This is a genomic window from Ruegeria sp. BK1 (assembly GCF_056535645.1).
Map to the genome: position 1 here is coordinate 2,967,357 of NZ_JBQFIS010000001.1, position 21,303 is coordinate 2,988,659.

Genomic DNA, 21,303 nt, shown 5'->3' on the forward strand with positions numbered 1-21,303 from the left:
AGAAGCAAGGGCAGTTTTTGAGATGAGTTTGACGTCAGATCAGATGGGATTGCGCGAAGACGATATTCGTAAGCATTACCCGGCAGCGACCGCCTTGCTGAACGGGTTCGAGCATGCGCCGCGGATTGCCAAACCGGTTGAGGCGGCGGTCGAGCGGTCCTCGGGCGTGTCGACGGGGCGGCGGTTTCGATCCACCACACCGGGGTTGGTGACACGGCGCACGGTGCGCGCGGATGGGGTGCATCTGGTCGAGCGGATCGAGGCTGCGGATGATGGCGATGCGTTGGTTTCTCCGCAACAGGCCACGACGCAGCAGGCTGTGCGCCGCGCGATTGCCATCGCCCTGGCCGTGGCCGAGGCTTATGCGGAGCAAACCGCTCTGGCCGATCTGAAGCGCGCCAATCTGGCGGGGGATTTGCCAGCTGCGCGCAAGAGCGAGTTTTCGGAATTGCTGACGGCTGAGGCTTTGATTACATCTCACACCTTCGGCAATGCACTGGCGTATCTGATGTCGTCCCATCTGGGCGAAACCACCGTTGATCTGGGCGAGATTGAAGAGATTCTGACCGACAATGGCCAGCTTGCGCTGCACGGTGCCTTGTGGGAGCTGGATCAGATGTTGGCGAAACACGCCCCGGACGATGCGCATCTGATCGCGGCCACCAGCGCCTATGCCGAACAACTGATGGACAAGGCCGCCCTACGCGCGCAGTCGGCGGGTCATTTGACCCCGTTCCAGAACGCCGCCTGGCATATCGAGGCGGATGACTTGACGATCCGGGGGTTCGAACCCGCCTCCAAGGCCAAATCCACCACCCTGACCATGACGTTCAAGAAGCCGAACGAGGTGGTGGGCAACCACATCGCAAAATATCAGGCCATGAAGCTGGCCAAGATGCTGATGGCCTATGATTTCGACCGGCGCCTGAACCCGTTTGCGGAACTCGGCGGGTTCATCTTTACCTTCATGGGCGACGGCAAACCGGGCACAGGCAAGACCACCCTGATCCAAATGATGGCCGGGCTGATCAACGATTATTGCCAGAACGCGGGCTATCCTTTCCGCTATCAAAACCTGAGCACCGACAATATAGACAGCTATCAGGGCAAATCCGGACAGAACGCCAAGGCGTTTATCAACACGATCATCGACCCCTCGGTTATCGGCTTTGGCACCATCGACGATATCGATCAACTGGCGGGTAAACGCGGCGACCGGCAGTCCTCGGCTGGGCAGCTGGAAATCACCGCCGTTCTGATGGAGAGCTTTGCGGGCGCCAACACCGTCGTGCGCGGCAATTGCACCTTTGGCATGTTCTCGAACTATCCCGAGAACGTGGACGATGCTCTTCGCCAGCGGGCGGGAGCGCGGTTTCTGGTGGACGGGCCGCAAACGCGCGAGGACTACATCGACATTCTGCACCTGCTGATGGGCCGCAACCACGACATCCCGCTGGGTGAACACGAAGCTTATGCCGCGCAGGAAATCAAAAAGGCCGTTGCCGCCAGTTTCGAAAGCCACTCGCGCCCGCATGAGGACGCCTTGCTACAGGTCTATGACCGGGTTTCCGGTGAGATCGGCCAGATGGACACAATTGCCAAGCTGGGCACCTACCTCAAGGCGATCCAGCAGGCGGACGAGCGGTTTACGGGTCGCGCGATCAAGAACATCACCGACGCGGTCAAGGTCCGTGCGATGGATTTCGAACTGCCGGATGAGTGGATGGAGAACCCCGACCTGTTCCTGTTCCGCGACTACGACACCAAGAAGGGCATGATCGAGGAGCTGCGCCAGCCGATCACGGTCGAGATGGTGATGCAGGAAATCAACCGCTACGCCGACAGCGAGTTCCGCTATGCCGACAAGAGCGATGAGGTCGCGATTGAAAACGCTGTGCGCGAGATGGGTCGGATGGAAGAGGCCAAGCGACGGTATCTGGAGGGGAAAGGGTGACGGCTACTTTGATCAAGCAATCAAACTGTCCAGATCAGTTGGCTGAAATGCCTTCACGTTTTCTTGGTCGGCCGTTGTTACCTCATGTGATCGCGCAGACTTTGAGCGTCAGAGCGCGCACTGATGCGCTCTGTCAGTCAAAGGAGAAAGAGACATGACGTTGACAGTCGCAATCACCGGTTTGGCCCTTGTTCTGGGCCTGAATTTGCCTTTGCGCTGGGGTGTGATCGGTTTTTTGGCTGCCGTAGCGGTACTGTTCCTGACCCAATTCGGCGTGAACGCGGGTGGCGGGTTCGAGGGCACCTCATGGGAAGAGACGCTGATCCTGTTTGAGGGCAGCGTGGTGTCTTACATCGGGTTCAACCTGCAAATCACCGCGCGGGCGTTTGCGTTGCCGTTGTTGGTGTTGGCGGTTGTTTTTGTACGCCGTGCGACAGCGAGTGCAGATTAGTCGATATTCATTCAACAAAAAGGAAAGGATAGGGCCATTTGAAATCCAAAGGACTGAAAAGGATCATCTACATTCTAGCGCTGCCTTTGTCGGGCGCGTGGGTTATAGTCTTCGCCGAGTTCGCAGAGTTATGGCCGTTTTCCAACATTCCAGTCGAGTTGGACGGTCAAACGCCTTCGAGCGCTTTTAGGAAGAGCTTTTTTGGGTTGGCCGTCGTCGTTTTCGTGATTGTAGACTTACCTAACATTCTGGGATGGAACGACCGTGCGAAGCGTCTGGGCTCCCATTCAAACGAAGATACGACCAATGCTTGATGTACGAAACGTTGTCTGTGAACTCCCAGCGCGAATTCTACTCTTGGAGGCCTTCCAATGATCCGCCTCATCGAAAAAGGCCTGATGTTCGGCAATCTCGTCCACATCTCCAGCCCGGCTTTGGTCGAGCGGTATAACCGCGCGTTGCAGCATCTGGCGGGCAAGGCCACTCAGCTGACGGATTTCCACGTGGATATCTCGGGCTATTCCCCAGAGATCGGGCAGGAATTGGACGACCCGCTCTACCTCAATCCAAACGGGGTGAACCGGCAGTTCATCCTGCTGACGACCGAGCAGAAACGCGCGCCTTTGCTGAACGTCAAATTCTCGACCTCGCGCGACATTCTGCGCGAGTTTATCGAGATGAACGAGGCGCAGTTGTTCGCCCTGACCGCCACCGATGCCGTGGCCGGAGAGCTGGTGAACTCGGTCTTCAAACTCAGCACGCCCAATGATCTGCTGAACCTGCGCAAGATTGAGATCGAGGCCGATACGGTCGGCGGCACCTTGCGCAAGGCTGAACAGCTTGCGGGTTTGGTCGAACGGTTCAAGACCGAACAGGACGCCTGGTTCGATGATGTTCTGATTGCCGAGATGATCGATACCGCCAAGGACACCGGTGACGTCACCCGCAACCCGGTTCGGCTGCGCCACACAGCCTTTGAGCAGCCGAATTTCTGGACCGCGCATTATGGCGGGCTTTACCTTTTTCCGGACCTCGACCATCCGGCGGCGATCTGTATGGGTGATACGCCTGACGATCTGTCGATGACGTATGTGTTCCACAAATCGCAGCGCAATCAGATCGCCAAGTTTCTGGGCTACAACAATCTTGTCGAAACGGTCATCGAGGCGCGCGGCGTGGATTCCGCCGCCATTCTGCAACAAAAGATGGATTTTCTGACCGTGGCGGCGGCTGCGGGTTCAGGGGTTGATCTGACAGGGTTGGAGCGCCGCGACATGCGTCGTCTGGCCCGAAACCACGCCGACCACCTGCCCGATGCCTATCACGGGTTGGCGCAATTGCTGCGCTGGGCGACCGATGGCGGGCCGTGGCCGCGAATCACTTCGGACCATCCGGCCTATTTCTACACCCTGCGCGCAAAGGACACCCCGCATCGGGATCTAGTGAATATGCTGCTGGCCGAATTGGCCCCGTTGGACCCGCGCCAGTTGTTCATCTGCCACAAGGAATTGTTCTACAGCACCTACAAAACCTGGCCTGAGAACAAGAAAACCTATGTTGCCGACTTTCTCGCGCGCGAGTATCAGGTGGACAAGGCCGGGGCTCGCGCCGCCTTGTTTGGGCATGAGCCCGACATGAGCGGCCAGGACCGGGTCAGTGAGGCGGTGATTGCGCGGGTCGGCCCCTGGGGCGCATTGGAGAGAGGGTGAATGTTCGTCGCGATACGATTTCTGATCCCCCTGTTGATTGTCCTGACCGTGATCTATGTTGGGCTGTCGATCTATTCCCGTCTGGTGCGTCGCCGCAAGCTGATTGCCCATTGGGAAAAGAAAGGGTTGCGCGGTGATCGTGACGCATTTCTTGAACGTGGGATGCGGCAGTATGACAACTCGTTTCGCAAGAAACTGTTGTTGGGTGTCTATGTCATCCCGCTTGGGGCGATTGCTCTGTTGATCTATATAACAAATTTCATGTGAGGGCCGGATAGATGGTTTATGTCAAATGGGCGTTCATCATTGTGTTCTGGGGGCTGATTGCCTCGGTTTTGGAATACACTCTGCCACAACAGGATGTGGTGCGTATCGTGAAGACCGAGGTGCGGCGCGTCGATTTCGGTGAGAATTCGATCTTTTGGGCGCAGCAGGACACCGGGCAAGAAGGTGCGCAGACCGTCAACCGCGACGTGCGCTTTGTCGAAACCTTCCGCCCCAACGGCAAGCCGCGCGTCTATCGCAACGAAGATACCGGTTGGGGCTGGCCACCCTATTTCAAGTTGGATAGTTCCAACTTGCAGGCCGAGTTGACCAACCTTGTTTCGACAGCAGACAACCCGCAATGGGTGGTTTTGCGCCACTATGGCTGGCGCAATCAGCTGATGTCGATCTTTCCCAACGCTGTTTCCGTACGCCCCGTCGACAGCCCGGATGTGCGCCTGATCCCCTGGTTCAACATCATTTTTCTGACGGTGCTCGCAGCGCTGATCTGGGCCATTTGGGTGCGCTGGCGACGCTTCCGCGCGGCGCGGGTCGATCCGGTGATCGAGAATGTTGAGGATGGGCTCTACGCTGCCGGCGACGCGATCGGCGAACAAAGCAGCCGTTTCAAAAAGTGGCTGAATACCTGGAAATCGAAGTAACGTATTCCAGATACCGGGTCTGCTGCCATTCTTTGCCGAAGCAGACCCTTGTACATCTAGCGAACGACAAATTCCGCGTGGAGCGCCCCAGCGGCTTTGATTGTCTTGAGGATGTCGATCATATCACGCGGCGACACACCAAGCGCGTTCAGGCCGGCGACAACCTCGGACAAGGTTGTCGCCTCGGGAATTTCGGCCAATCCCGTGCCTTCTTCCTCTTCGATCCCGGCGATCGTGCGGGGCACCACAACAGTTTCTCCCCGGGCAAATGGGTTGGGCTGTATCGCAATTGGGGCTTCCTCGACCGTCAGGGTCAGGTTTCCTTGCGAGACTGCGACGCGCGAAATGCGCACCTCTTGTCCCATTACGATTGTGCCTGACCTTTGATCAACGACCACGCGGGCTTTTGTTTCGGGCTCGACCAGGATGTTCTCGATCCGACCAATCGCGTGTGCTGTTGATATGGCCTGAGTGGCGGCGATGTTCAGCTCAACGGTGCCCGAATCCCGCATGATGGCAACAGGTCGGTTGAATTCGGTATTGATTGCCACTTCGATCCGGCCTGCGGTGGTGAAATCCGGTACGCGCAGGGCCAATCGCATCTGTGTCAGGGTCGACAGATCAAAGTCGATTTCCCGTTCCACCCGCGCACCCGAAGGGATCACGCCCGCGGTCGGCACGCCTTGCACCACGGTTGCGGCCTGACCTTCAGCCGAGGCACCGCCCGCAAGTACTGTACCCTGCGCGACCGCATAGATCTGCCCGTCGGCGGCGTTCAGCGGGGTCATGATCAATGTCCCACCCAACAGGCTGCTGGAATCCCCTATGGCAGAGACTGTCACGTCAATCTGCCCACCTACCCGCGCAAATGGCGGCAGGCTGGCTGTCACCAGCACAGCCGCTACGTTTTTGGGACGAAAATCTTCACCGGTGACGTTCACGCCCAGCCGTTCCAAAATGTTCGACATGATCTCTTCGGTGAACGGCGAGTTGCGCAACCCATCCCCGGTTCCGTTCAGCCCGACCACAAGACCATAACCGACCAGATCGTTGCCGCGCACTCCGTCGAAATCCACCAGGTCTTTCAGGCGGATTGCCCCGGCAGATGCCAGGCTGGGCAGCAACATCAAAAGGAAAACAAGAACTCTCATCTCAGGAAATTCACCAGTGACAGGTTGGCGTTGCGGACTGTGACGGAATACAGGCTTTCCAACTGGAACTGGACTGTTTGCAGCTGTGCCGCCGTTTCATAGGGGTCTGCGGCGATCAGTTTGTTGCGGCTGTATTCCAGACTGGTCCGGGCGGCATTGTTGCGCGTGGCGGCTTGTTCAATCCGCGCCTCGGCCACACCGATCCTGGCCCGCAGATTGACGGTTTCGTTCTGGGTATTGGCCAGATCAACCCCGAGTTGCTTGAAGAGATCTGTTCGTTGATCCCGTGGAATTCCCAAGGCAGGGTCGGCGACAGCGGCCGCAACAGCGATATCGCGCAAGGCCGCCTTGAGCGCAGGATCGGTTGCCGTCACCGGGACTCTGACGCTTTCTGATTCCGATATTTGCATTGGGGACAGCGTCGTTGCAGAGCCCTGATAGATCACCGCATCAAAACCTGCCGGATCGTTGAACCAATCCTCGGCGCGTTGACGGATATCGGCCACTGTAACCGCCCCGGTTAGCTCGGTCTTGAGCGCGGCCAGCAGGGTTTGCGCCGGCGGCAAAGGAGAGACATCGGTCGCCGTTCCGGAAAACAGGCTGCGCCCGCCCGCCCGCGTGTTCAGCGCAGAAATAACCGTGTCCAACTCATTCTGCGCCTGAACCGAGGCGTTTTCGTGGGTTACGGCCTGGTTGGATGTTCCGAATGACAGCAGAGATGCAGTGATTTCCGAGACGGAATGGTCAACGGTTGTCAGGCTCAGCTGCATGGCATCGGTGAACAACCCGGCCTCGGACGTGGCGACCTGAAAGGCATCAAGTCGGGCAAGGCTGCGATCCAGATCCAAGAGATGCGAATAATCTCCGTCCAAACGGCCCGATACATCCTGCACTTTGCCGGTGGCCATTTCGTAGGACAGTGTTTCGATCTGGTTTTTGATGTCGGTCGCGCGAGTTTTCAACGTCAAACCCCGCGCCAGATCTCCGATAGACGTCAGACTCATTCTTACAACCTCAACAGGGTTTCCATCAGCTCATCCACTACCGAGATCAGCCGCGCATTGGCGGCGTAGGTCTGCTCGATCTGGATGAGGCGCTGTAATTCCTGATCCGTGTCGACGCCCTGCTCGGCTTCGATCCGGGCCATCTCTTCTTGCGTGCTGTTGGCGAAAACCAGACGCTGATTGGCCGTATGCGCGTCGGCCCCGGTTTTGGACATCAGCGCTTCGGTCAAGTCCGAGGCGCGCATATCTCCGGTGCCGAAAACTGGGTTTGCAACCGGCCGGGCCGCACTGAGGATGGCGCTGAACGCATGCAATTGCGAGGCATCCCCCGGATCACCCGGAGCCGCCGCCCCAAGCCCCGCGCGCAGCCGCCAGCTTTGGCCACCCGCATCAGGATCGACGATTTGGTTCAGACTGATTCGCGACGCAAGTCCAGCCGGAGCAGCCGGGTCAAACCGATTGCCTGCATCCGTAAACACCCCTGCGTCAGTGGGGAGGGCGGTGGGGTCCAGCCCCGGTGTTTCGAACCTTTCGATCAGGTCTTGGGCCACCGTGTCCAGATTGGACTGAACCTCAACTGCAAGCGCGTCGCGGATATGGAACTGCGCGGCCAGTGCGCCGCCTCGGATCTGCGCGTTGTCGCCTAATGTTCGAACCGAGTTACCGTTTAGTGTCAGACCCGAAAGCAGCCCGTTGTCGACGGTCATATGGGGCTTGGTGTCACCGGTCGTGGTGTAAGAGAACTCGGCCGCGCTGCCCTCTAAGAGGATCAAGCCGCCGTCAGAATAGATCGATACCTGATCATTCGCGCGCGGCACGACGTTGACGGGTAAGATCTGGTTCACCTGATCGATTAGTACTTGGCGCTGATCCAGAAGCGCGCCGATGTCGCCCCCCGCATATTTCACGGCGGGGATTTTGGCGTTGATCTCTTCCAGATCTTTGAGTGCCTGGTTCAGGCTGTCCACCTGTTTGCCGATTGCGCGATCGGCGTCCGATCGCATCTGACGCAACCCTTCCGAGGTCGCGTTCAATTTGTCTGCAAGGTCGCGCCCCGTACGCGCCACCTGATCCAACCGTTCGGACGAATCAGGTAGGCTGGCGGCGGTAATCAGACTGCCGTCGAAATCGGCAAGCCTAGCCGCAAGCGAGGTCGAATCGTCGGGTCCGCCCACCAGACGTTCGAATTGAGTGTGAAACCCCGAAACAGCTGTTTGAAGGGAAAGATCCGCGTCCGCGCTTCGCCTATTGGCCGTCAGGACCGGGTCCTGGTGCCGAACCACGCCGACACTCCGAACGCCGTGGCCGGAAATCGTGTTGGTCGTCAGCTCCAGCGACCTGCGCGCGTATCCCGGTGTCAGCGCATTGGCGATGTTGCCGGAGACAACTGCGGCGCCGCGGCTGGCGGCGGTCAGGCCGCCGATGGCGTTGTTCAAGGCTGTCGACATGTTCATGAGACAGATCCCCCTGGGTTATCGTTTGATATTGGTGGTTTCCTGAAGCATCTCATCCACCGTCTGGATCACCTTGGCACTTGAGGAATAAGCCCTTTGCGTCTGGATCATCGAGGTTAGTTCGGTCGCCACATCGGTCGTGGATTCCTCGCGCGCGAATGAGACCAGATCGCCGGTGGGACCCTCGCCCGCGTTCCACAGGAAAAAGGTCCCGCTTTCGCGTGAGGGCGCGTAGGTCTGGCTGTCTAGTGCCGTCAGCCCGTTCGGGTTGGGCACATCCGCCAGCGGGATCTGGAACATGCGGCGACTGACGCCCGTGTCATAAAACGCGTAGACATATCCGTTCTCGTCAACCTGAACGCTGGTCATCGTTCCAACCGCCGAGCCATCGCGGGTGATCGAGACCGGAGCAAACGTATCCGACAACTGCGTGATGCCATCGGCGTCGCCAATCTGACCGATATTTACCTCCATAGGCCCCCCTGCCACGTTCACCATCAGGCTGCCTGTCGCCGGGTCATACGCCCCACCGGACACCGCCGTGACGCTGGCCAGAGTCCCGCCCGCCGTACGGCTGTCGGTGAAGGTCAGGGTGTATTCCCCGACAATTGCACCGCCCGATGCCGAATCGCGCAGGATCATGGTCCATTCATTACTGCTGCCCGCAGCGGGAACGGTTGGGACCAGCTCAATATCCACGCTTTCCGATTTTCCCAGATTGTCGAAATATTCGACCGACAGGGGCTGAGTGTCCCCCGGCGCCCCGGCATCCGTGGCGGGCAGGTTCATACGCAGGTTCATCTGTGTGGTCGGCGCACCGGACAGTTGGTTGACGCTCAGCTGGATCGGTTCCAGCGCGGCGGGCGTGTCGCGCGGTACAGCCGGGATAGTGCCATCTGGATTGGCGCGCCAGCCCAGCAGCACCAGTCCGGATTCCGTGACCAGATACCCTTCTTCGTTGGTGCGAAACGAGCCCGTAGTGGTCAGCAACATCTCATTCGAGCCACTCGCGATTTGCGAGCTGGGCCGCACCGGCAGCATCCCACGCCCGCGTACGGCCAGATCGGTCGAATTGTTGGTGGTCAAAAGCGAGCCGCGCTGGTCGATCAGACGCTGGCTGGTGGTGCGGACACCCCCCGCGGAATAGCTGCCGCCTTGACCGGACGTGACCATGGAATGAAAATCCGTCTCGACCCGTTTGTATCCGAAAGTCGATGAGTTCGCGATGTTGTCGGAAATGGTCGCCAGCCGGTTGGCATTGGCCTTCAATGCGGCCACACCGGCATTCAGCGAAGAAGAAATAGTCATTGGCACGCCCTTCTGTTGCGTCAATTCTTGATGCAACAGCTAACGCGCTGGGCCTTAACAGCGCGCTAACAGGTAAAATGCGTCCTACCTTTTGCGGTCAAGGATTGCGTAGAAAGATGACCTCAACCCTGTTATTGCGCACGGCCATCGGGTTTTTGGCCGTCAATTCTCGGTCAGCATGTCCCGTGACGCGATCCAGTCGAGACGGCGTAACCCCTTTATCCTGCAGCATTTGCCGCACTTTCTGAGCGCGCGCGGTTGATACGTCCCAGGCCGGGTTCTGTGCCAGAACCACGGGCGAGGCGCGCACATGCCCTTCGACGGCCACCGCATTTGTCACCAGGTCCGAGGACCGCGCCACCAAAAGTGCCAGCGCCCGCATCATCGCCGTTGGTGTGTCACTATCCGATTCGAACAGGAGCTGGTCTTCGGTATCGAACAGCTCGACCACAAGACCTTCGTCGGTGACGCGCGTGACGATGTGCTGCAAGACCTTGTTCGAGACCATGCTTTCGCCTGTCCGCCCCATCAGTTCGGCCTCAAGCGTGGTGAAATCCTGAACCTCGCGCTCGCCGCCATCTGCACTGACCCCGATGGATCCCTGCGCCTGCCTTGCTTCGGTCGGTCTGCGTTGACTGGCGCCAGAACCGCTCATGGCCAGGGTCTTCTCCGAGAACATATTGTCGCCACCAAAGGCCCCGCTACCCCCACCCGAAACCGGGTTCACCGGGATCGTCGGCGAAAAATAGTCCGCCAGCCCTTTGCGTTGTTTTTCCGTCGTTGCATTCAGCAGCCACATCAACATGAAGAACGCCATCATGGCCGTGACAAAGTCGGCATATGCGACTTTCCACGCGCCGCCGTGGTGGCCATCACCACCTGACACACGTTTCTTCTTGATGATGATTGGCGCCGCATTGGATTGCGCACCCATCTCCACCACCTTTTTTATCACCCGACTACAGGGGTAGCCGGGCAGGTCTTAAGGTGGACTTAACACTTAAAACTGTCTTGATTTCCCTATCGCGGAAGGTTGGATCCGGCTCGCCGCAAGATCAGGTTCAACCGGTTGAAGCTGCTTTCGATCCCATCCGGTTCAGCCTTGGCAAAGAATGCGTCCAGTTCCTCATGCACGCGCACGGCCTGATCCAGTAGAGGGTCCGCGCCCTCGGAATACAGCCCCGCCTTGATCATCACCTCGGATTGCTCATAGCTGCCGACCAGCTTGCGGGCCTCGGCGATCATTCGGTTTTCATCCTCGGACGCGGCGCCCGGTAAACTGCGCGAGACCGAGCGGCTGAGGTCAATGGCCGGGAATCGCCCACGCTCGGCAATCTCGCGGCTCAGGACAATATGGCCGTCCAGCACGCCGCGCAGGATGTCGGCCACGGGTTCATCCATATCCGATCCTGCTACGAGAACGCTGAACACGGTAGTGATATCGCCCTGATCCGCCGTCCCAGGCCCGGCCCGTTCACACAGACCGGCGATCAGCGGCGTGACTGACGGAGGGAAACCGCGCAGCGACGGGGCCTCGCCCATGACGACAGCGATTTCGCGGTGCGCCTCGGCAAAACGCGTCACCGAGTCGGCAAGGAACAGGACGTTCAGCCCCTGATCACGCAAATATTCGGCCACCGACATGGCCGACCAGGCACAACGCCTGCGCGCCAGAGCCGACTGATCTGAGGTCGCGGCCACCACAACCGACCGCTTCATCCCCTCGGCCCCCAGCGCATGTTCGACGAATTCGTTCACCTCGCGCCCGCGTTCACCAACCAGTGCAACCACCACCGCATCCGCCTGCATCGACTTGGCCAGCGTGGCCAATAGCGTCGACTTGCCCACGCCCGAACCCGCGAACAACCCCACGCGCTGACCCTGTACCACAGGCAGCATGGTGTTGAGCATGGCCAGCCCGGTCTCCATCCGTGTGCCCAAAGGTTTTCGGGCCACGGCGGGGGGCGGGGCCTGCATGATGTCGCGCTCCTGCGTACCAGAGAGCAGAGGTTTGCCATCCAGTGGTTTTCCGAACGGATCAACCACCCGTCCAAGCCAATGCATCCCCGGCGCAAACTCAGGCGTCTGCTCTAGAATCACCCGGTCGCCCAGACAAACACCATCGGGCGCGGACGCGGGCATCATATGAATCAAATCCGATTCGACATGCAGCACCTCCCCGCCCAGATCCGGACTGCTGCGTCGCCGAAGGGTCAGGTGGTCGCCGATCCGTGCCTGCCCTTCAAGTCCTTGAATTTCAACAACTCCACGCGCCACGCTGGACACACGCCCCATATGGCGCACAGCGGAAAGACGGTCGAATTCGCATTTTAGAAAGCTTGGGTCGAGATCGGACATCGTGGGTTCTCCAACGGGTTTCTGAAAACGGTTTCTAAAGGAATCGGGGTTAAGCCTTGATTGAAATTGATCGAGGGAGAAGCCCCGATGTTCTATGACCTGAACGTCTTTAAGACAGCGCACGCAATGGCAACCCATGCCGGGCAACGGCAGGCCGTAATTGCGCGTAACATGGCCAATGCGGATACGCCGGGCTACCAGCCCCGCGATCTTGAGGCCTTTCGAACAGCATTCGAAGAAACCGGGCTCGAGGGGGCGATGATCGCCACGCGGGCCGGGCATCTGAACGGCAACAACGCGTCGCAGCCTTGGGCCGAATATGACGTCGCGCCTTCGGGCGATCCCAATGGCAACGGTGTTTCTATCGAGGAAGAGATGTTCAAGGCGGTCGAGGTCAAGCGCCAGCATGACCGCGCACTGACCATTTACAAATCTTCGATGAACATCCTGCGCACCAGTCTTGGCCGGTCATAAAGGGGTAGTGAGATGAGTGATTTTTCCCATTCCCTTGCCGCCTCGACCAGCGCCCTGCGCGCGCAATCGGCGCGTCTGCGACACGTGTCCGAGAATATCTCGAACGCCGATACGCCGGGGTATCGCCGCAAGACTGTACCGTTCGAAACCGTGCGAAAAGACGGGCGTGAGGTGGTACAGGCCGGGCGGGTCAAGCTGGACCGCCGCGACGCGTCGCGCGTTTACGACCCCGGTCATCCGATGGCGGATGAGACCGGCCATTATCGCGGCTCGAATGTCGATCTGATGATCGAGATCGCCGACGCCCGCGAGGCACAGCGCAGTTACGAAGCCAATCTCAAGATGTTCGACCAGACACGTCAGATGTCGTCGAGCCTGATGGAACTCCTCAGAAAATAAAGGACACCAGAATGGATATCCGAGTCCTCAATGCTGCCCAGAACTATGCTGGCGCGCGCTCTGCAACGCAGGCCGATCCCGATCACGCCGGAATGGCGCAGGGATTGCGCAGCACGTTTCAGGATTTTGCCGCGACGCTGAAACAGTCCGAGGCCATCTCGCAGACCGCGATGACCGGCCAGGCTGATCCGCACGCGCTGGTGCAGGCGCTGGCGCAGACCGAACTGGCGGTCGAGACGGCCGTGGTCGTGCGCAACAAAGTGGTCGAGGCCTATCAGGAAATCCTGCGGATGCCGGTCTGACGCGATGCTCAGCGAAGGTCTGTTCTATGACATCGTGCGTCAGGCGCTGTGGGTCGCGGTGATCACCTCGGTCCCGATCCTGGCTGTGGCGCTGGTTTCGGGCCTGATCGTGGGCCTGTTCCAGGCGCTGACCTCGGTGCAGGAGATGACGCTGACCTTCGTGCCCAAGCTGATCGCCATCGTCATTGTGTTCTGGATTTCCATGGGGTTCATGACCCAGACGCTGGTGACGTTTTTCACCACAACCCTTGTCCCGCTGATCGCCGGAGGTCGCTGATGGATACCGCCTATACCACCTTGTCCCGCCAGTCGGGGCTGATGAACGAAATGCGGCTGGTGGCGAACAATATCGCCAATGCCAACACCACCGGATACCGCGCGCAAGGCTTGGTGTTTTCCGAATTCGTGCGCGACATGCCCGGCAATCCGTCCTTGTCAATGGCGCGGGCCGAGGTGCGCAACACGTCATTGCAGCAAGGGGTTCTGACTGAGACTGGAGGCGATTTTGATTTCGCCATCGAAGGCGATGGATTCTTCATGGTCGAAACTCCGGCCGGCAATCGATTGACACGGGCAGGGGCGTTCTCGCCAAGCGCCGAGGGAGATTTGGTCACGATGGATGGCCACCGTGTGCTGGATAGCAACGGCGCGCCGGTTTTTGTACCCCCCGACGCGGCCTCGATCGACGTCGGCAGCGACGGCACACTCAGTATTGAGGGGCAATTGCTGGGGCAGCTTGGTGTCTACCGGGTCGAAGATCCCAAGTCCCTGGTGCGCGAAGGCAGCACGCAGTTCCGTAGCGAAGGCGACGTAGTGCCGATCGAAGAGCCGGTTATCGTTCATCGCTTTCTCGAAGGGTCCAACGTCAACGCGATCGAACAGGTTACACGGCTGGTCGAAATCCAGCGCGTCTATGAGCTGGGCCAGAGCTTTCTTGAAACCGAAGACGAACGGGTGCGTGGCGCGCTCAAGGCGCTGATGCGCTGACTTTAGAACGGAGGATTTGACATGCGGGCATTGAAAATCGCAGCGACGGGTATGACCGCGCAGCAGATGCGGGTTGAGACGATCTCGAACAACCTCGCGAATATGAACACCACCGGCTACAACGCGCGGCGGGCTGAATTTGCCGATCTGCACTATCAGCAGATGGCGCGGGCCGGGTCGGTGAATGCCAATGACGGCACGCTTTTGCCGACGGGTATTCAGTTGGGGCTTGGCGTCCGACCCGCTGCCGTAACGGTGCAACTTGCGCAAGGTGCGTTGTCGGCGACGGGCAGCGATCTGGATGTGGCGATCGAAGGGCGTGGCTATCTGGAGGTGACGTTGCCCAACGGTCAGTCCGCCTTTACCCGCGACGGAAGCCTGAAGCGATCTGCCGAGGGTCTGATTGTCACCTCGGACGGGTTCGCCGTTGCGCCCGAGATTACAATCCCCGACGACGCGCGCTCAATCTCAATCAACGCAGCGGGCGAGGTCTATGCCTATTTCGACGATGCCGCCGAAGGGCAGTTGCTGGGTGAATTCGCCCTGGCAAGTTTTTCAAATGCCAAAGGCTTAGAGGCCATCGGCAGCAACCTGTTCAAAGAAACCGAAGCTTCGGGCGCACCAGTTGTCGGATCTCCGGGCGAGGATGGCCTGGGCACGCTGCGACAGGGCTATCTTGAGGACAGTTCCGTCGACGCCGTGCGCGAGGTCACCGAACTGATCGAAGCCCAGCGGGGATACGAGATGAACGCCAAGGTGATCTCGGCCGTCGATCAGATGATGGGCGCAACCACACAGGTGCGTTGATGCGGGTGCTGTTTTTAACACTTGTGATGGCAGGACCCTGCGCGGCGATGGCCGATATTGTGGTCCCGACCCGTACGATCCGCGCGAAAGAGATCATCGCGCCCACTGATCTGGCCACCAAGGAACAGGACATACCCGGCGCGATTTCCAACCCGGACGTGCTGGTTGGGCAGGAGGCACGCGTGGCGCTCTATCCCGGCCGCCCTATTCGCGTGGGCGACTTCGGACCGCCCGCAATCGTCGACCGCAATGATCTGGTGGTTCTGATTTTTGATCGCCAGCCGCTGTCGATCACTGCCGAAGGGCGCGCGTTGGGTCGCGGGGCAGTCGGCGATCGCATTCGGGTGATGAACCTGTCGTCGCGAACCACCGTGACCGGCTTTATCCGAACCGACGGACAAATCGAGGTAAAATGATGTCAGTATATACCAAATCACTCCTACTGGGCGCGTTGGTTCTGACCGCCTGTGGCCGCGTCGATCACCTGGGTAAACCCCCCAGCTTCACACCCAATGAGGATTCGCCCGAACATGTCGCCATGCTATGGCCCGGTCTGCCGCTGCATACGCAGCCCCAACGCGCGGTCGATCAATCGTCGCTGTGGACGGGTGGGCAGCAATCGCTGCTGGGCGATCAGCGGGCGATCAAGAAAGGCGATATCCTGACGGTCGTGATCGAGCTGGATGAAAAAGCCGAGATTTCCAACGACACCAACCGGTCCCGCGCGGGATCCGAAAGCCTTTCGGTGCCCGGTCTGTTCGGGCTGCCGCAAAGAGCGGCAGAGCAACTGCCCGAAGGCGCCTCTTTGGATGAGGCGGTGTCGATTGATTCAGCCTCCAACAGTCGCGGCAAAGGGTCGGTAAAGCGCAAAGAGAAACTGACGCTGCGCGTTGCAGCAACCGTGATTGATGTGCTGCCCAATGGCGTATTGGCGATCTCGGGTTCGCAGGAATTACGGGTGAATTTCGAACTGCGCGAGCTGCTAGTAACCGGCTATGTGCGCCCGCAGGATATCTCGCGCCAGAACGAAATCACGTATGACAAGATTGCCTCTGCGCGGGTGTCCTATGGGGGGCGCGGTCAGATTACCGATGTGCAGCAGCCGCGCTATGGGCAGCAGGTTCTAGACACTCTTCTACCGTTTTGAGGGTTGATTGATGAAAAAACTGATCTCCGTTTTGTTTCTGTTGGCAGGCCTTGGCGTAGGTGTCGGGGCCGGGCTTTTCCTGGCCCCATCCGACGCGCCCGCACAAGAGGGCAAGGAATATGCGTCCGCGGAAAAGGAGCCCAAGGACAAAAAGGCCAAAGATGAGAAACCCAAACCGAAGTTCAAAACGTCGGAGAAAGACGACAAGAGCAGCGATGTGGAATATCTGAAACTGACCAAACAGTTTGTGATACCAGTTGTTGAAGCCGAGCGCATTTCGGCCATGGTAACGATGTCCGTTAGCCTTGAGGCTAAACCGGGCATGACCGACACTTTCTATGCCATAGAGCCGAAATTGCGCGACCGCTTCCTGCAAGTTCTGTTCGATCACGCGAACACAGGTGGGTTTGACGGCAATTTCACCACTTCGGAAAATCTGGACACGCTGCGTAAGTCCCTGTTGGAAGTGGCGCAGAAAGACCTGGGCAAGGAAATCTCGAACGTGATGATCCTGAGCGTGAACCGGCAGGATGCCTAAGCGCATTAAGGTATCTGTTTCTTCTGCAAAGCGCGGCGTCGGTTTTCCGTTTCGATATCAGACAGCCGGGTAACCGCCTGCTGGCGCCCAAACGCGGATCGCAACGCGTCCAGAGCTGCAAGCTTTTGCGATCTCACCCGCGCCAGTTCCATGTTCAACTGACGACGGGTATTGGATTCCCACCCATGCCACAGGATATCTGTTCCGGTGACACGATATCCTTCGGTGTCGTTGGTATCCCGGCGCGTTTGCCGAACTTGACCGTCCAATCGTGCCAGCTGGTTTTGGATACGGATCTCGGCCTGCAAGATGGGTGCCAGGGCTTGATGCTCTTTCTGGAAAAGTGCGTCTGTGGCTATTTGCAAGTTTGAAAGCTTTTGGCGTTTCATCAAATCTGCCCTTTTGCTTTTTTGCGCATTGCCTCGGCAAACCGAATAGCCGCAGCGACGGGTTTATAATGTTCCTCTGCAATCTCCTGCCCGATCTCGACGGTCGCGTGCAGCGCGCGCGCGGTTGGCGGGTCCGAGTGTATTGGAACGCCCGCTGTTCCAGCCGCCGATCGAATGGCGGCTGCCACCTCGTCCACGCCCTTGGCAACACAGACCGGGGCTGAGCCGGCGGCCCGCGACCACTTTAGCGCGACTGCAAAATGGGTTGGGTTGACAACAACCACATCTGCCTTGGGCACGTCCGCCATCATCTGATTTGTCGCGATCTCTTGCGCGCGCTGGCGGCGCTGCTGTTTGACATGCGGATCGCCCTCGGCGTCCTTGGTTTCGTCCTGAATTTCTTTGCGCGACATCCGGTTTTTGCGGATATGCTCGGCATATTGCCAAAGGTAATCCACCGCTCCGATCGCGAGAGCCACGGCGACGACGATAAACAGGAACCGAAACAACAAATTCATCATCAAAAGCAAAGATGCCTTGGCCGGTGCCGCGCTGGCTGACAGGATCTGGTCCAGATTGGCGCGCAGAAACAGGGCCAGGCACGTTCCATAGATCACCAGTTTCACAAAGCTCTTGGCAAATTCGAACAGACCGCCACGCCCGAACTTGTTCTTGGCGTTGGATGGGATCGAAATACGCGAGAGTTTGGGCTTCAGCTTGCTGGGCGCAAAAATCAGGGCCCGCTGGGCAATCAGGCTGAGCAATACGGCCGCGGCGGGCAAGGCGAACAGGATGGACATCGCCACCAGAGCGGTTTGTAGTAGCCCAGCGACCGGATTGACGGCTGGACCCTCGATCAACAATTCTGACAAGTCGCTGGCTTGATCGACCAGAACGACAAACAGTGTCCCCATTTGCTGGACGCCATAACTGCCTGCGGCCAGCAGAGCCACCAGCAACCCCGAATAGGCCGCGACAACCGACAGGTCGTTAGACTTGGCAACTTCGCCCTTCTCGCGTGCTTTCTGAAGCTTCTGTGGCGTTGGCTCGAATGACTTGTCACTGTCGTCATCACCGCTCATCTGCTGGCTCCGACCGGGTTGACGATGAAGGAAAACAGCACGTCGGCCCAGACCGACAAGATCAAAGGCGTGCCGGCAAACAACAGGAACAGACCGGCAAAGGTAATCGCGGGGGCGCCGACAAAAGCCACCATAAGCTGTGGCATGGCTCGGTTGATCACGCCAAGCGCGAGGTTATAGATCAATGATGCGATGACGAAGGGCATGGCGAGGCTGAACGCAAGGCTGAAACTGCGCGCGATCCGCTGCACGCCCCATTCCGACAGGTCCGAGGCTGCCGGGGCCACGCCCATCGGAAACAGCGTGTAGCTTAGGATCAGGAATTGCGCGACGTGAACATGCAGCCCCAGCAATACAGCCAGGGTCAGGCCGGCCAGGGTGAGCATGTAGCCCATAGCCGGAACCGGGTCAGCGGCCGCGCCACCCAGGATCTGGGACAGAGAGGTCGCTTGCGCGGCGATAGAGCCGGCGGTTTGCAGGGCCAGCACGAAAAGTCGCAACCCCAGCCCCAGTGCCACGCCGACCAATATCTCGGTCACGATAAGCCGTACCATCGGCAGTAGGCCGGGGGACGGGATTGGTGCCGGGGTGGCAGGCAGGATGATCAGTGTGAACGCCACCGAGATGCCCAGTTTCACGCGGGTCGGAATGCTGCGCTCGCCAAATGCGGGCAGCAGAGAAACCAGTGCAGAGACACGCAGAAAGACGGCAAAGAGGTGCCACAGCCCATCCCCCAATTGGGGTAGAAGCTCGGGCGGCAGGGCGATCACGCGGGCACCGTTCCGACCAGGGCAGGGCGTGCTTCCAGTCCGATTTCCTCGAACGAGAGGACCGGGTTCGCGACGCCGCGCGCGTGCATGATCGTGCGCAACAATCGCCGTCGCCGGGTCGAAGTCACAACCGCCGGAAACAGCCCATGATCGGCCGATTGTGACACCGTGTTAACGACTCCATCGGCTAGTTTGTTGAACAGGTTCGGCGGCAGCGCGACGTCCAGCCCCGCATTTGGCGCGTCGATCTGGTAGGTCGAAAACGTATCCTCCCATTCCGGGGCCAGTTGGATAAGTGGGATCGAGCCATCCTCGCGCTTCATCTCGGCCACCAGTTGGAAGCCCAAGCGCTGACGGACCAGTTCGCAGATACCTTCAGGCTGTGTCGTGGTCAGGCGCGCCTCGGCCACGCTTTCCAAGATCAGGGCCATGTTGCGGATCGAAACACGCTCATCCAGCAGCAGCCGCAACACCGCATGTAGCGTGTCGATCGGCACTTTGTCGGGGATCAGTTCATCCAGCAGCTTGCGGTTGGCCTCGGCCCGGATGGGATCGCTGAGCTTGGTCATCTCGGCCAGCAGCCGGCGCAGAGATTTCAATGTCAGCAGGCGCGAGAAGTTCTGTTTGATGATCTCAAGCAGGTGCGTGGCGAGGATCTCGGGGGGCGAGACGATGGTGGCCCCGCTCATCGCCGCGGCCTCTTGATCTTTGGGCAGAATCCAGCGGGCAGGGGCGCCATAGACGGGTTCGGTCACGTCGGTGCCGTCGGGTAGCAAATCTCGGTCGTCCTGTACCAGCGCCAGCACCAGATCGGGGTTCAATTCGCCACGCGCCTGTTCAACCCCGTGGACCTTGACCACATAGGTGCCCATGGGCAGATCGGCGCGGTCGGTCAGGCGGATGTCAGGTAGGATCAGACCGAAGGTCGAGGCCACATATGTCCGCATATTGGCGATCCGGGCATCCAACCCGGTGCCGGGGTTCAGCACCATGCTGACCAGATCCGGCGCAAATTCCAGATGCACGTCGTCCAGATCCAGAATGTCTCCAATCGCCTGAGAAACCGGCGTGTCGTCGGTGGTCGCTGGGCTGATGGCGGCGTCGGCCTCGGCCTTTTGTTTGCGGTGCACGCTGTAGGCCGCATAGCCTAGTACACCTGCCCCAAGGATGAAGGGCAGGAAGGGCAGACCCGGCACCAAAGCAAACAGCACCATCAGCATTGCCACCGTCCCCAACGCCGCCGGGTGCTTGCCCAGTTGTGAGAAAATAGCGTTGTCCGTGGCCCCCTGCGTACCGCCACGCGCCAGCAGCAGCGCCGAGGCGATCGAGATGATCACGGCTGGGATTTGCGACACCAACCCGTCGCCCACGGTCAGGATGGCATAGGTTTCAAACGCCGAGGATATCGGCATCCCATGCACGATCACCCCCATGATCAGGCCCATCACAAGGTTCAGCAGGGTGATCAGCAGACCAGCAACCGCATCGCCTTTGACGAATTTCGAAGCACCGTCGAGCGAGCCGAAGAATGTCGTCTCTTGCTGTTCGCGCTCGCGCCGTTCCTTGGCTTGCTGGTGGTCGATGGCTCCGGCGGACATGTCGCTGTCAATGGCCAGCTGTTTGCCCGGCATTCCGTCCAGGGCAAAGCGCGCACCGACCTCGGCCATGCGGGCAGCGCCCTTGGTGATGACCATGAAGTTCACGATCAGCAGTACGCCGAACACCACCAGCCCCAGAAAGATGCTGCCGCCCATGACGAAATTGGCGAATCCCTCGATCACGTCCCCGGCGGCGCTGGGGCCGGTGTGCCCCTGACCGATGATCAGCTTGGTTGACGACACGTTCAGCGACAGCCGCAACATCAATGAGGCCAGCAGGATCGTGGGGAAGGATGAGAAATCCAAGGGCCGTTTGATGAACAGGGTCAGAGTGAAGATCAGGATCGCCAGCGCGAAAGACGCCGCCAGACCTACATCCAGCACCCAGGCGGGCATCGGCAGGATCATCATCACGATGACCGTCATCAGCGCCAGCGCCAGCAGGACGGTGGGCGAGAACAGGGAACGAAGGTCGATCTTGGGCACGCGACCCTC

24 protein-coding genes are annotated in these 21,303 nt (G+C 59.3%); 14 read left to right on the forward strand and 10 right to left on the reverse strand.

From position 1 onward, the window contains the following. Window positions 1-22 precede the first annotated feature (22 nt). From ACR3E7_RS14700 to ACR3E7_RS14720, 5 genes are all read left to right on the forward strand, one after another. Entirely contained in the window at window positions 23-1,954 is a 1,932-nt protein-coding gene (locus ACR3E7_RS14700; RefSeq protein WP_480504202.1) for an AAA family ATPase, read from the forward strand. Between the two features lie 154 nt (window positions 1,955-2,108). Beyond that, the gene (locus ACR3E7_RS14705) at window positions 2,109-2,405 is read left to right on the forward strand and encodes a hypothetical protein (RefSeq protein ID WP_480504201.1); all 297 of its coding nucleotides are present in this window, start codon (window positions 2,109-2,111) and stop codon (window positions 2,403-2,405) included. Between the two features lie 371 nt (window positions 2,406-2,776). After that, window positions 2,777-4,114 (forward strand): DUF6638 family protein, encoded by a 1,338-nt coding sequence (locus ACR3E7_RS14710; protein ID WP_480504200.1) that lies wholly within the window; start codon window positions 2,777-2,779, stop codon window positions 4,112-4,114. Continuing rightward, complete coding sequence (locus ACR3E7_RS14715) at window positions 4,115-4,381, forward strand: hypothetical protein (RefSeq protein WP_170790109.1); 267 nt, start codon at window positions 4,115-4,117, stop codon at window positions 4,379-4,381. Window positions 4,382-4,392: 11 nt separating this feature from the next. Beyond that, window positions 4,393-5,040, forward strand: a complete 648-nt coding sequence (locus ACR3E7_RS14720; RefSeq protein ID WP_480504199.1) for a DUF1523 family protein — start codon at window positions 4,393-4,395, stop codon at window positions 5,038-5,040. Between the two features lie 56 nt (window positions 5,041-5,096). On the opposite strand, the gene ACR3E7_RS14725 is transcribed toward ACR3E7_RS14720, so the two are convergent. From ACR3E7_RS14725 to ACR3E7_RS14750, 6 genes are all read right to left on the reverse strand, one after another. After that, complete coding sequence (locus ACR3E7_RS14725) at window positions 5,097-6,191, reverse strand: flagellar basal body P-ring protein FlgI (RefSeq protein ID WP_480504198.1); 1,095 nt, start codon at window positions 6,189-6,191, stop codon at window positions 5,097-5,099. Continuing rightward, window positions 6,188-7,195 carry a flagellin gene (locus ACR3E7_RS14730; RefSeq protein WP_480504197.1) on the reverse strand — a complete coding sequence of 336 codons (1,008 nt, stop codon included), beginning with the start codon at window positions 7,193-7,195 and terminating at the stop codon, window positions 6,188-6,190. The genes ACR3E7_RS14725 and ACR3E7_RS14730 overlap by 4 nt, the downstream gene beginning before the upstream one ends. 2 nt (window positions 7,196-7,197) lie before the next feature. Next, window positions 7,198-8,649 (reverse strand): flagellar hook-associated protein FlgK, encoded by a 1,452-nt coding sequence (flgK, locus tag ACR3E7_RS14735; protein ID WP_480504196.1) that lies wholly within the window; start codon window positions 8,647-8,649, stop codon window positions 7,198-7,200. A gap of 18 nt (window positions 8,650-8,667) precedes the next feature. Next, window positions 8,668-9,957, reverse strand: coding sequence for a flagellar hook protein FlgE (locus tag ACR3E7_RS14740; protein WP_480504195.1), 1,290 nt, complete (start codon window positions 9,955-9,957; stop codon window positions 8,668-8,670). A 97-nt stretch (window positions 9,958-10,054) separates the two neighbouring features. Next, window positions 10,055-10,891, reverse strand: a complete 837-nt coding sequence (locus tag ACR3E7_RS14745) for a flagellar motor protein MotB (protein ID WP_480504194.1) — start codon at window positions 10,889-10,891, stop codon at window positions 10,055-10,057. Window positions 10,892-10,977: 86 nt separating this feature from the next. After that, a complete protein-coding gene (locus tag ACR3E7_RS14750) occupies window positions 10,978-12,315 on the reverse strand; it encodes a FliI/YscN family ATPase (protein WP_480504193.1) in 1,338 nt (445 codons plus the stop codon). 87 nt (window positions 12,316-12,402) lie between these two features. Between ACR3E7_RS14750 and ACR3E7_RS14755 the strand changes: the two genes are divergently transcribed. The 9 genes from ACR3E7_RS14755 to ACR3E7_RS14795 are packed head-to-tail and all read left to right on the forward strand — an operon-like array spanning window position 12,403 to window position 16,969. Beyond that, a complete protein-coding gene (locus ACR3E7_RS14755) occupies window positions 12,403-12,789 on the forward strand; it encodes a FlgB family protein (RefSeq protein WP_170771566.1) in 387 nt (128 codons plus the stop codon). A gap of 12 nt (window positions 12,790-12,801) precedes the next feature. Then, window positions 12,802-13,188, forward strand: a complete 387-nt coding sequence (gene flgC / locus ACR3E7_RS14760; protein WP_170790101.1) for a flagellar basal body rod protein FlgC — start codon at window positions 12,802-12,804, stop codon at window positions 13,186-13,188. Between the two features lie 11 nt (window positions 13,189-13,199). Continuing rightward, window positions 13,200-13,490 (forward strand): flagellar hook-basal body complex protein FliE, encoded by a 291-nt coding sequence (gene fliE, locus ACR3E7_RS14765; RefSeq protein ID WP_480504192.1) that lies wholly within the window; start codon window positions 13,200-13,202, stop codon window positions 13,488-13,490. Between the two features lie 4 nt (window positions 13,491-13,494). Continuing rightward, the gene (locus tag ACR3E7_RS14770) at window positions 13,495-13,767 is read left to right on the forward strand and encodes a flagellar biosynthetic protein FliQ (RefSeq protein WP_170353788.1); all 273 of its coding nucleotides are present in this window, start codon (window positions 13,495-13,497) and stop codon (window positions 13,765-13,767) included. Further along, window positions 13,767-14,477 carry a flagellar hook-basal body complex protein gene (locus ACR3E7_RS14775; protein ID WP_480504191.1) on the forward strand — a complete coding sequence of 237 codons (711 nt, stop codon included), beginning with the start codon at window positions 13,767-13,769 and terminating at the stop codon, window positions 14,475-14,477. The genes ACR3E7_RS14770 and ACR3E7_RS14775 overlap by 1 nt, the downstream gene beginning before the upstream one ends. Window positions 14,478-14,498: 21 nt before the next feature. After that, window positions 14,499-15,284, forward strand: coding sequence for a flagellar basal-body rod protein FlgG (flgG, locus tag ACR3E7_RS14780; protein ID WP_170790099.1), 786 nt, complete (start codon window positions 14,499-14,501; stop codon window positions 15,282-15,284). Continuing rightward, window positions 15,284-15,700, forward strand: a complete 417-nt coding sequence (gene flgA, locus ACR3E7_RS14785) for a flagellar basal body P-ring formation chaperone FlgA (protein ID WP_480504190.1) — start codon at window positions 15,284-15,286, stop codon at window positions 15,698-15,700. The genes flgG and flgA overlap by 1 nt, the downstream gene beginning before the upstream one ends. Beyond that, on the forward strand, window positions 15,700-16,431 hold the full coding sequence (flgH, locus tag ACR3E7_RS14790) for a flagellar basal body L-ring protein FlgH (protein ID WP_170771010.1): 732 nt from the start codon (window positions 15,700-15,702) through the stop codon (window positions 16,429-16,431). Before flgA ends, flgH begins: the two co-directional genes overlap by 1 nt. Window positions 16,432-16,441: 10 nt before the next feature. Beyond that, window positions 16,442-16,969 (forward strand): flagellar basal body-associated FliL family protein, encoded by a 528-nt coding sequence (locus tag ACR3E7_RS14795; protein ID WP_480504189.1) that lies wholly within the window; start codon window positions 16,442-16,444, stop codon window positions 16,967-16,969. Window positions 16,970-16,974: 5 nt separating this feature from the next. Here ACR3E7_RS14795 and ACR3E7_RS14800 read toward each other — a convergent pair whose 3' ends face one another. The 4 genes from ACR3E7_RS14800 to flhA are packed head-to-tail and all read right to left on the reverse strand — an operon-like array spanning window position 16,975 to window position 21,294. After that, window positions 16,975-17,358, reverse strand: a complete 384-nt coding sequence (locus ACR3E7_RS14800; protein WP_170790095.1) for a hypothetical protein — start codon at window positions 17,356-17,358, stop codon at window positions 16,975-16,977. Then, complete coding sequence (gene flhB / locus ACR3E7_RS14805) at window positions 17,358-18,440, reverse strand: flagellar type III secretion system protein FlhB (RefSeq protein ID WP_480504188.1); 1,083 nt, start codon at window positions 18,438-18,440, stop codon at window positions 17,358-17,360. Before flhB ends, ACR3E7_RS14800 begins: the two co-directional genes overlap by 1 nt. Beyond that, a complete protein-coding gene (locus ACR3E7_RS14810) occupies window positions 18,437-19,210 on the reverse strand; it encodes a flagellar biosynthetic protein FliR (protein ID WP_480504187.1) in 774 nt (257 codons plus the stop codon). Before ACR3E7_RS14810 ends, flhB begins: the two co-directional genes overlap by 4 nt. Next, the gene (flhA, locus tag ACR3E7_RS14815) at window positions 19,207-21,294 is read right to left on the reverse strand and encodes a flagellar biosynthesis protein FlhA (protein WP_480504186.1); all 2,088 of its coding nucleotides are present in this window, start codon (window positions 21,292-21,294) and stop codon (window positions 19,207-19,209) included. The genes ACR3E7_RS14810 and flhA overlap by 4 nt, the downstream gene beginning before the upstream one ends. Window positions 21,295-21,303: the final 9 nt, after the last annotated feature.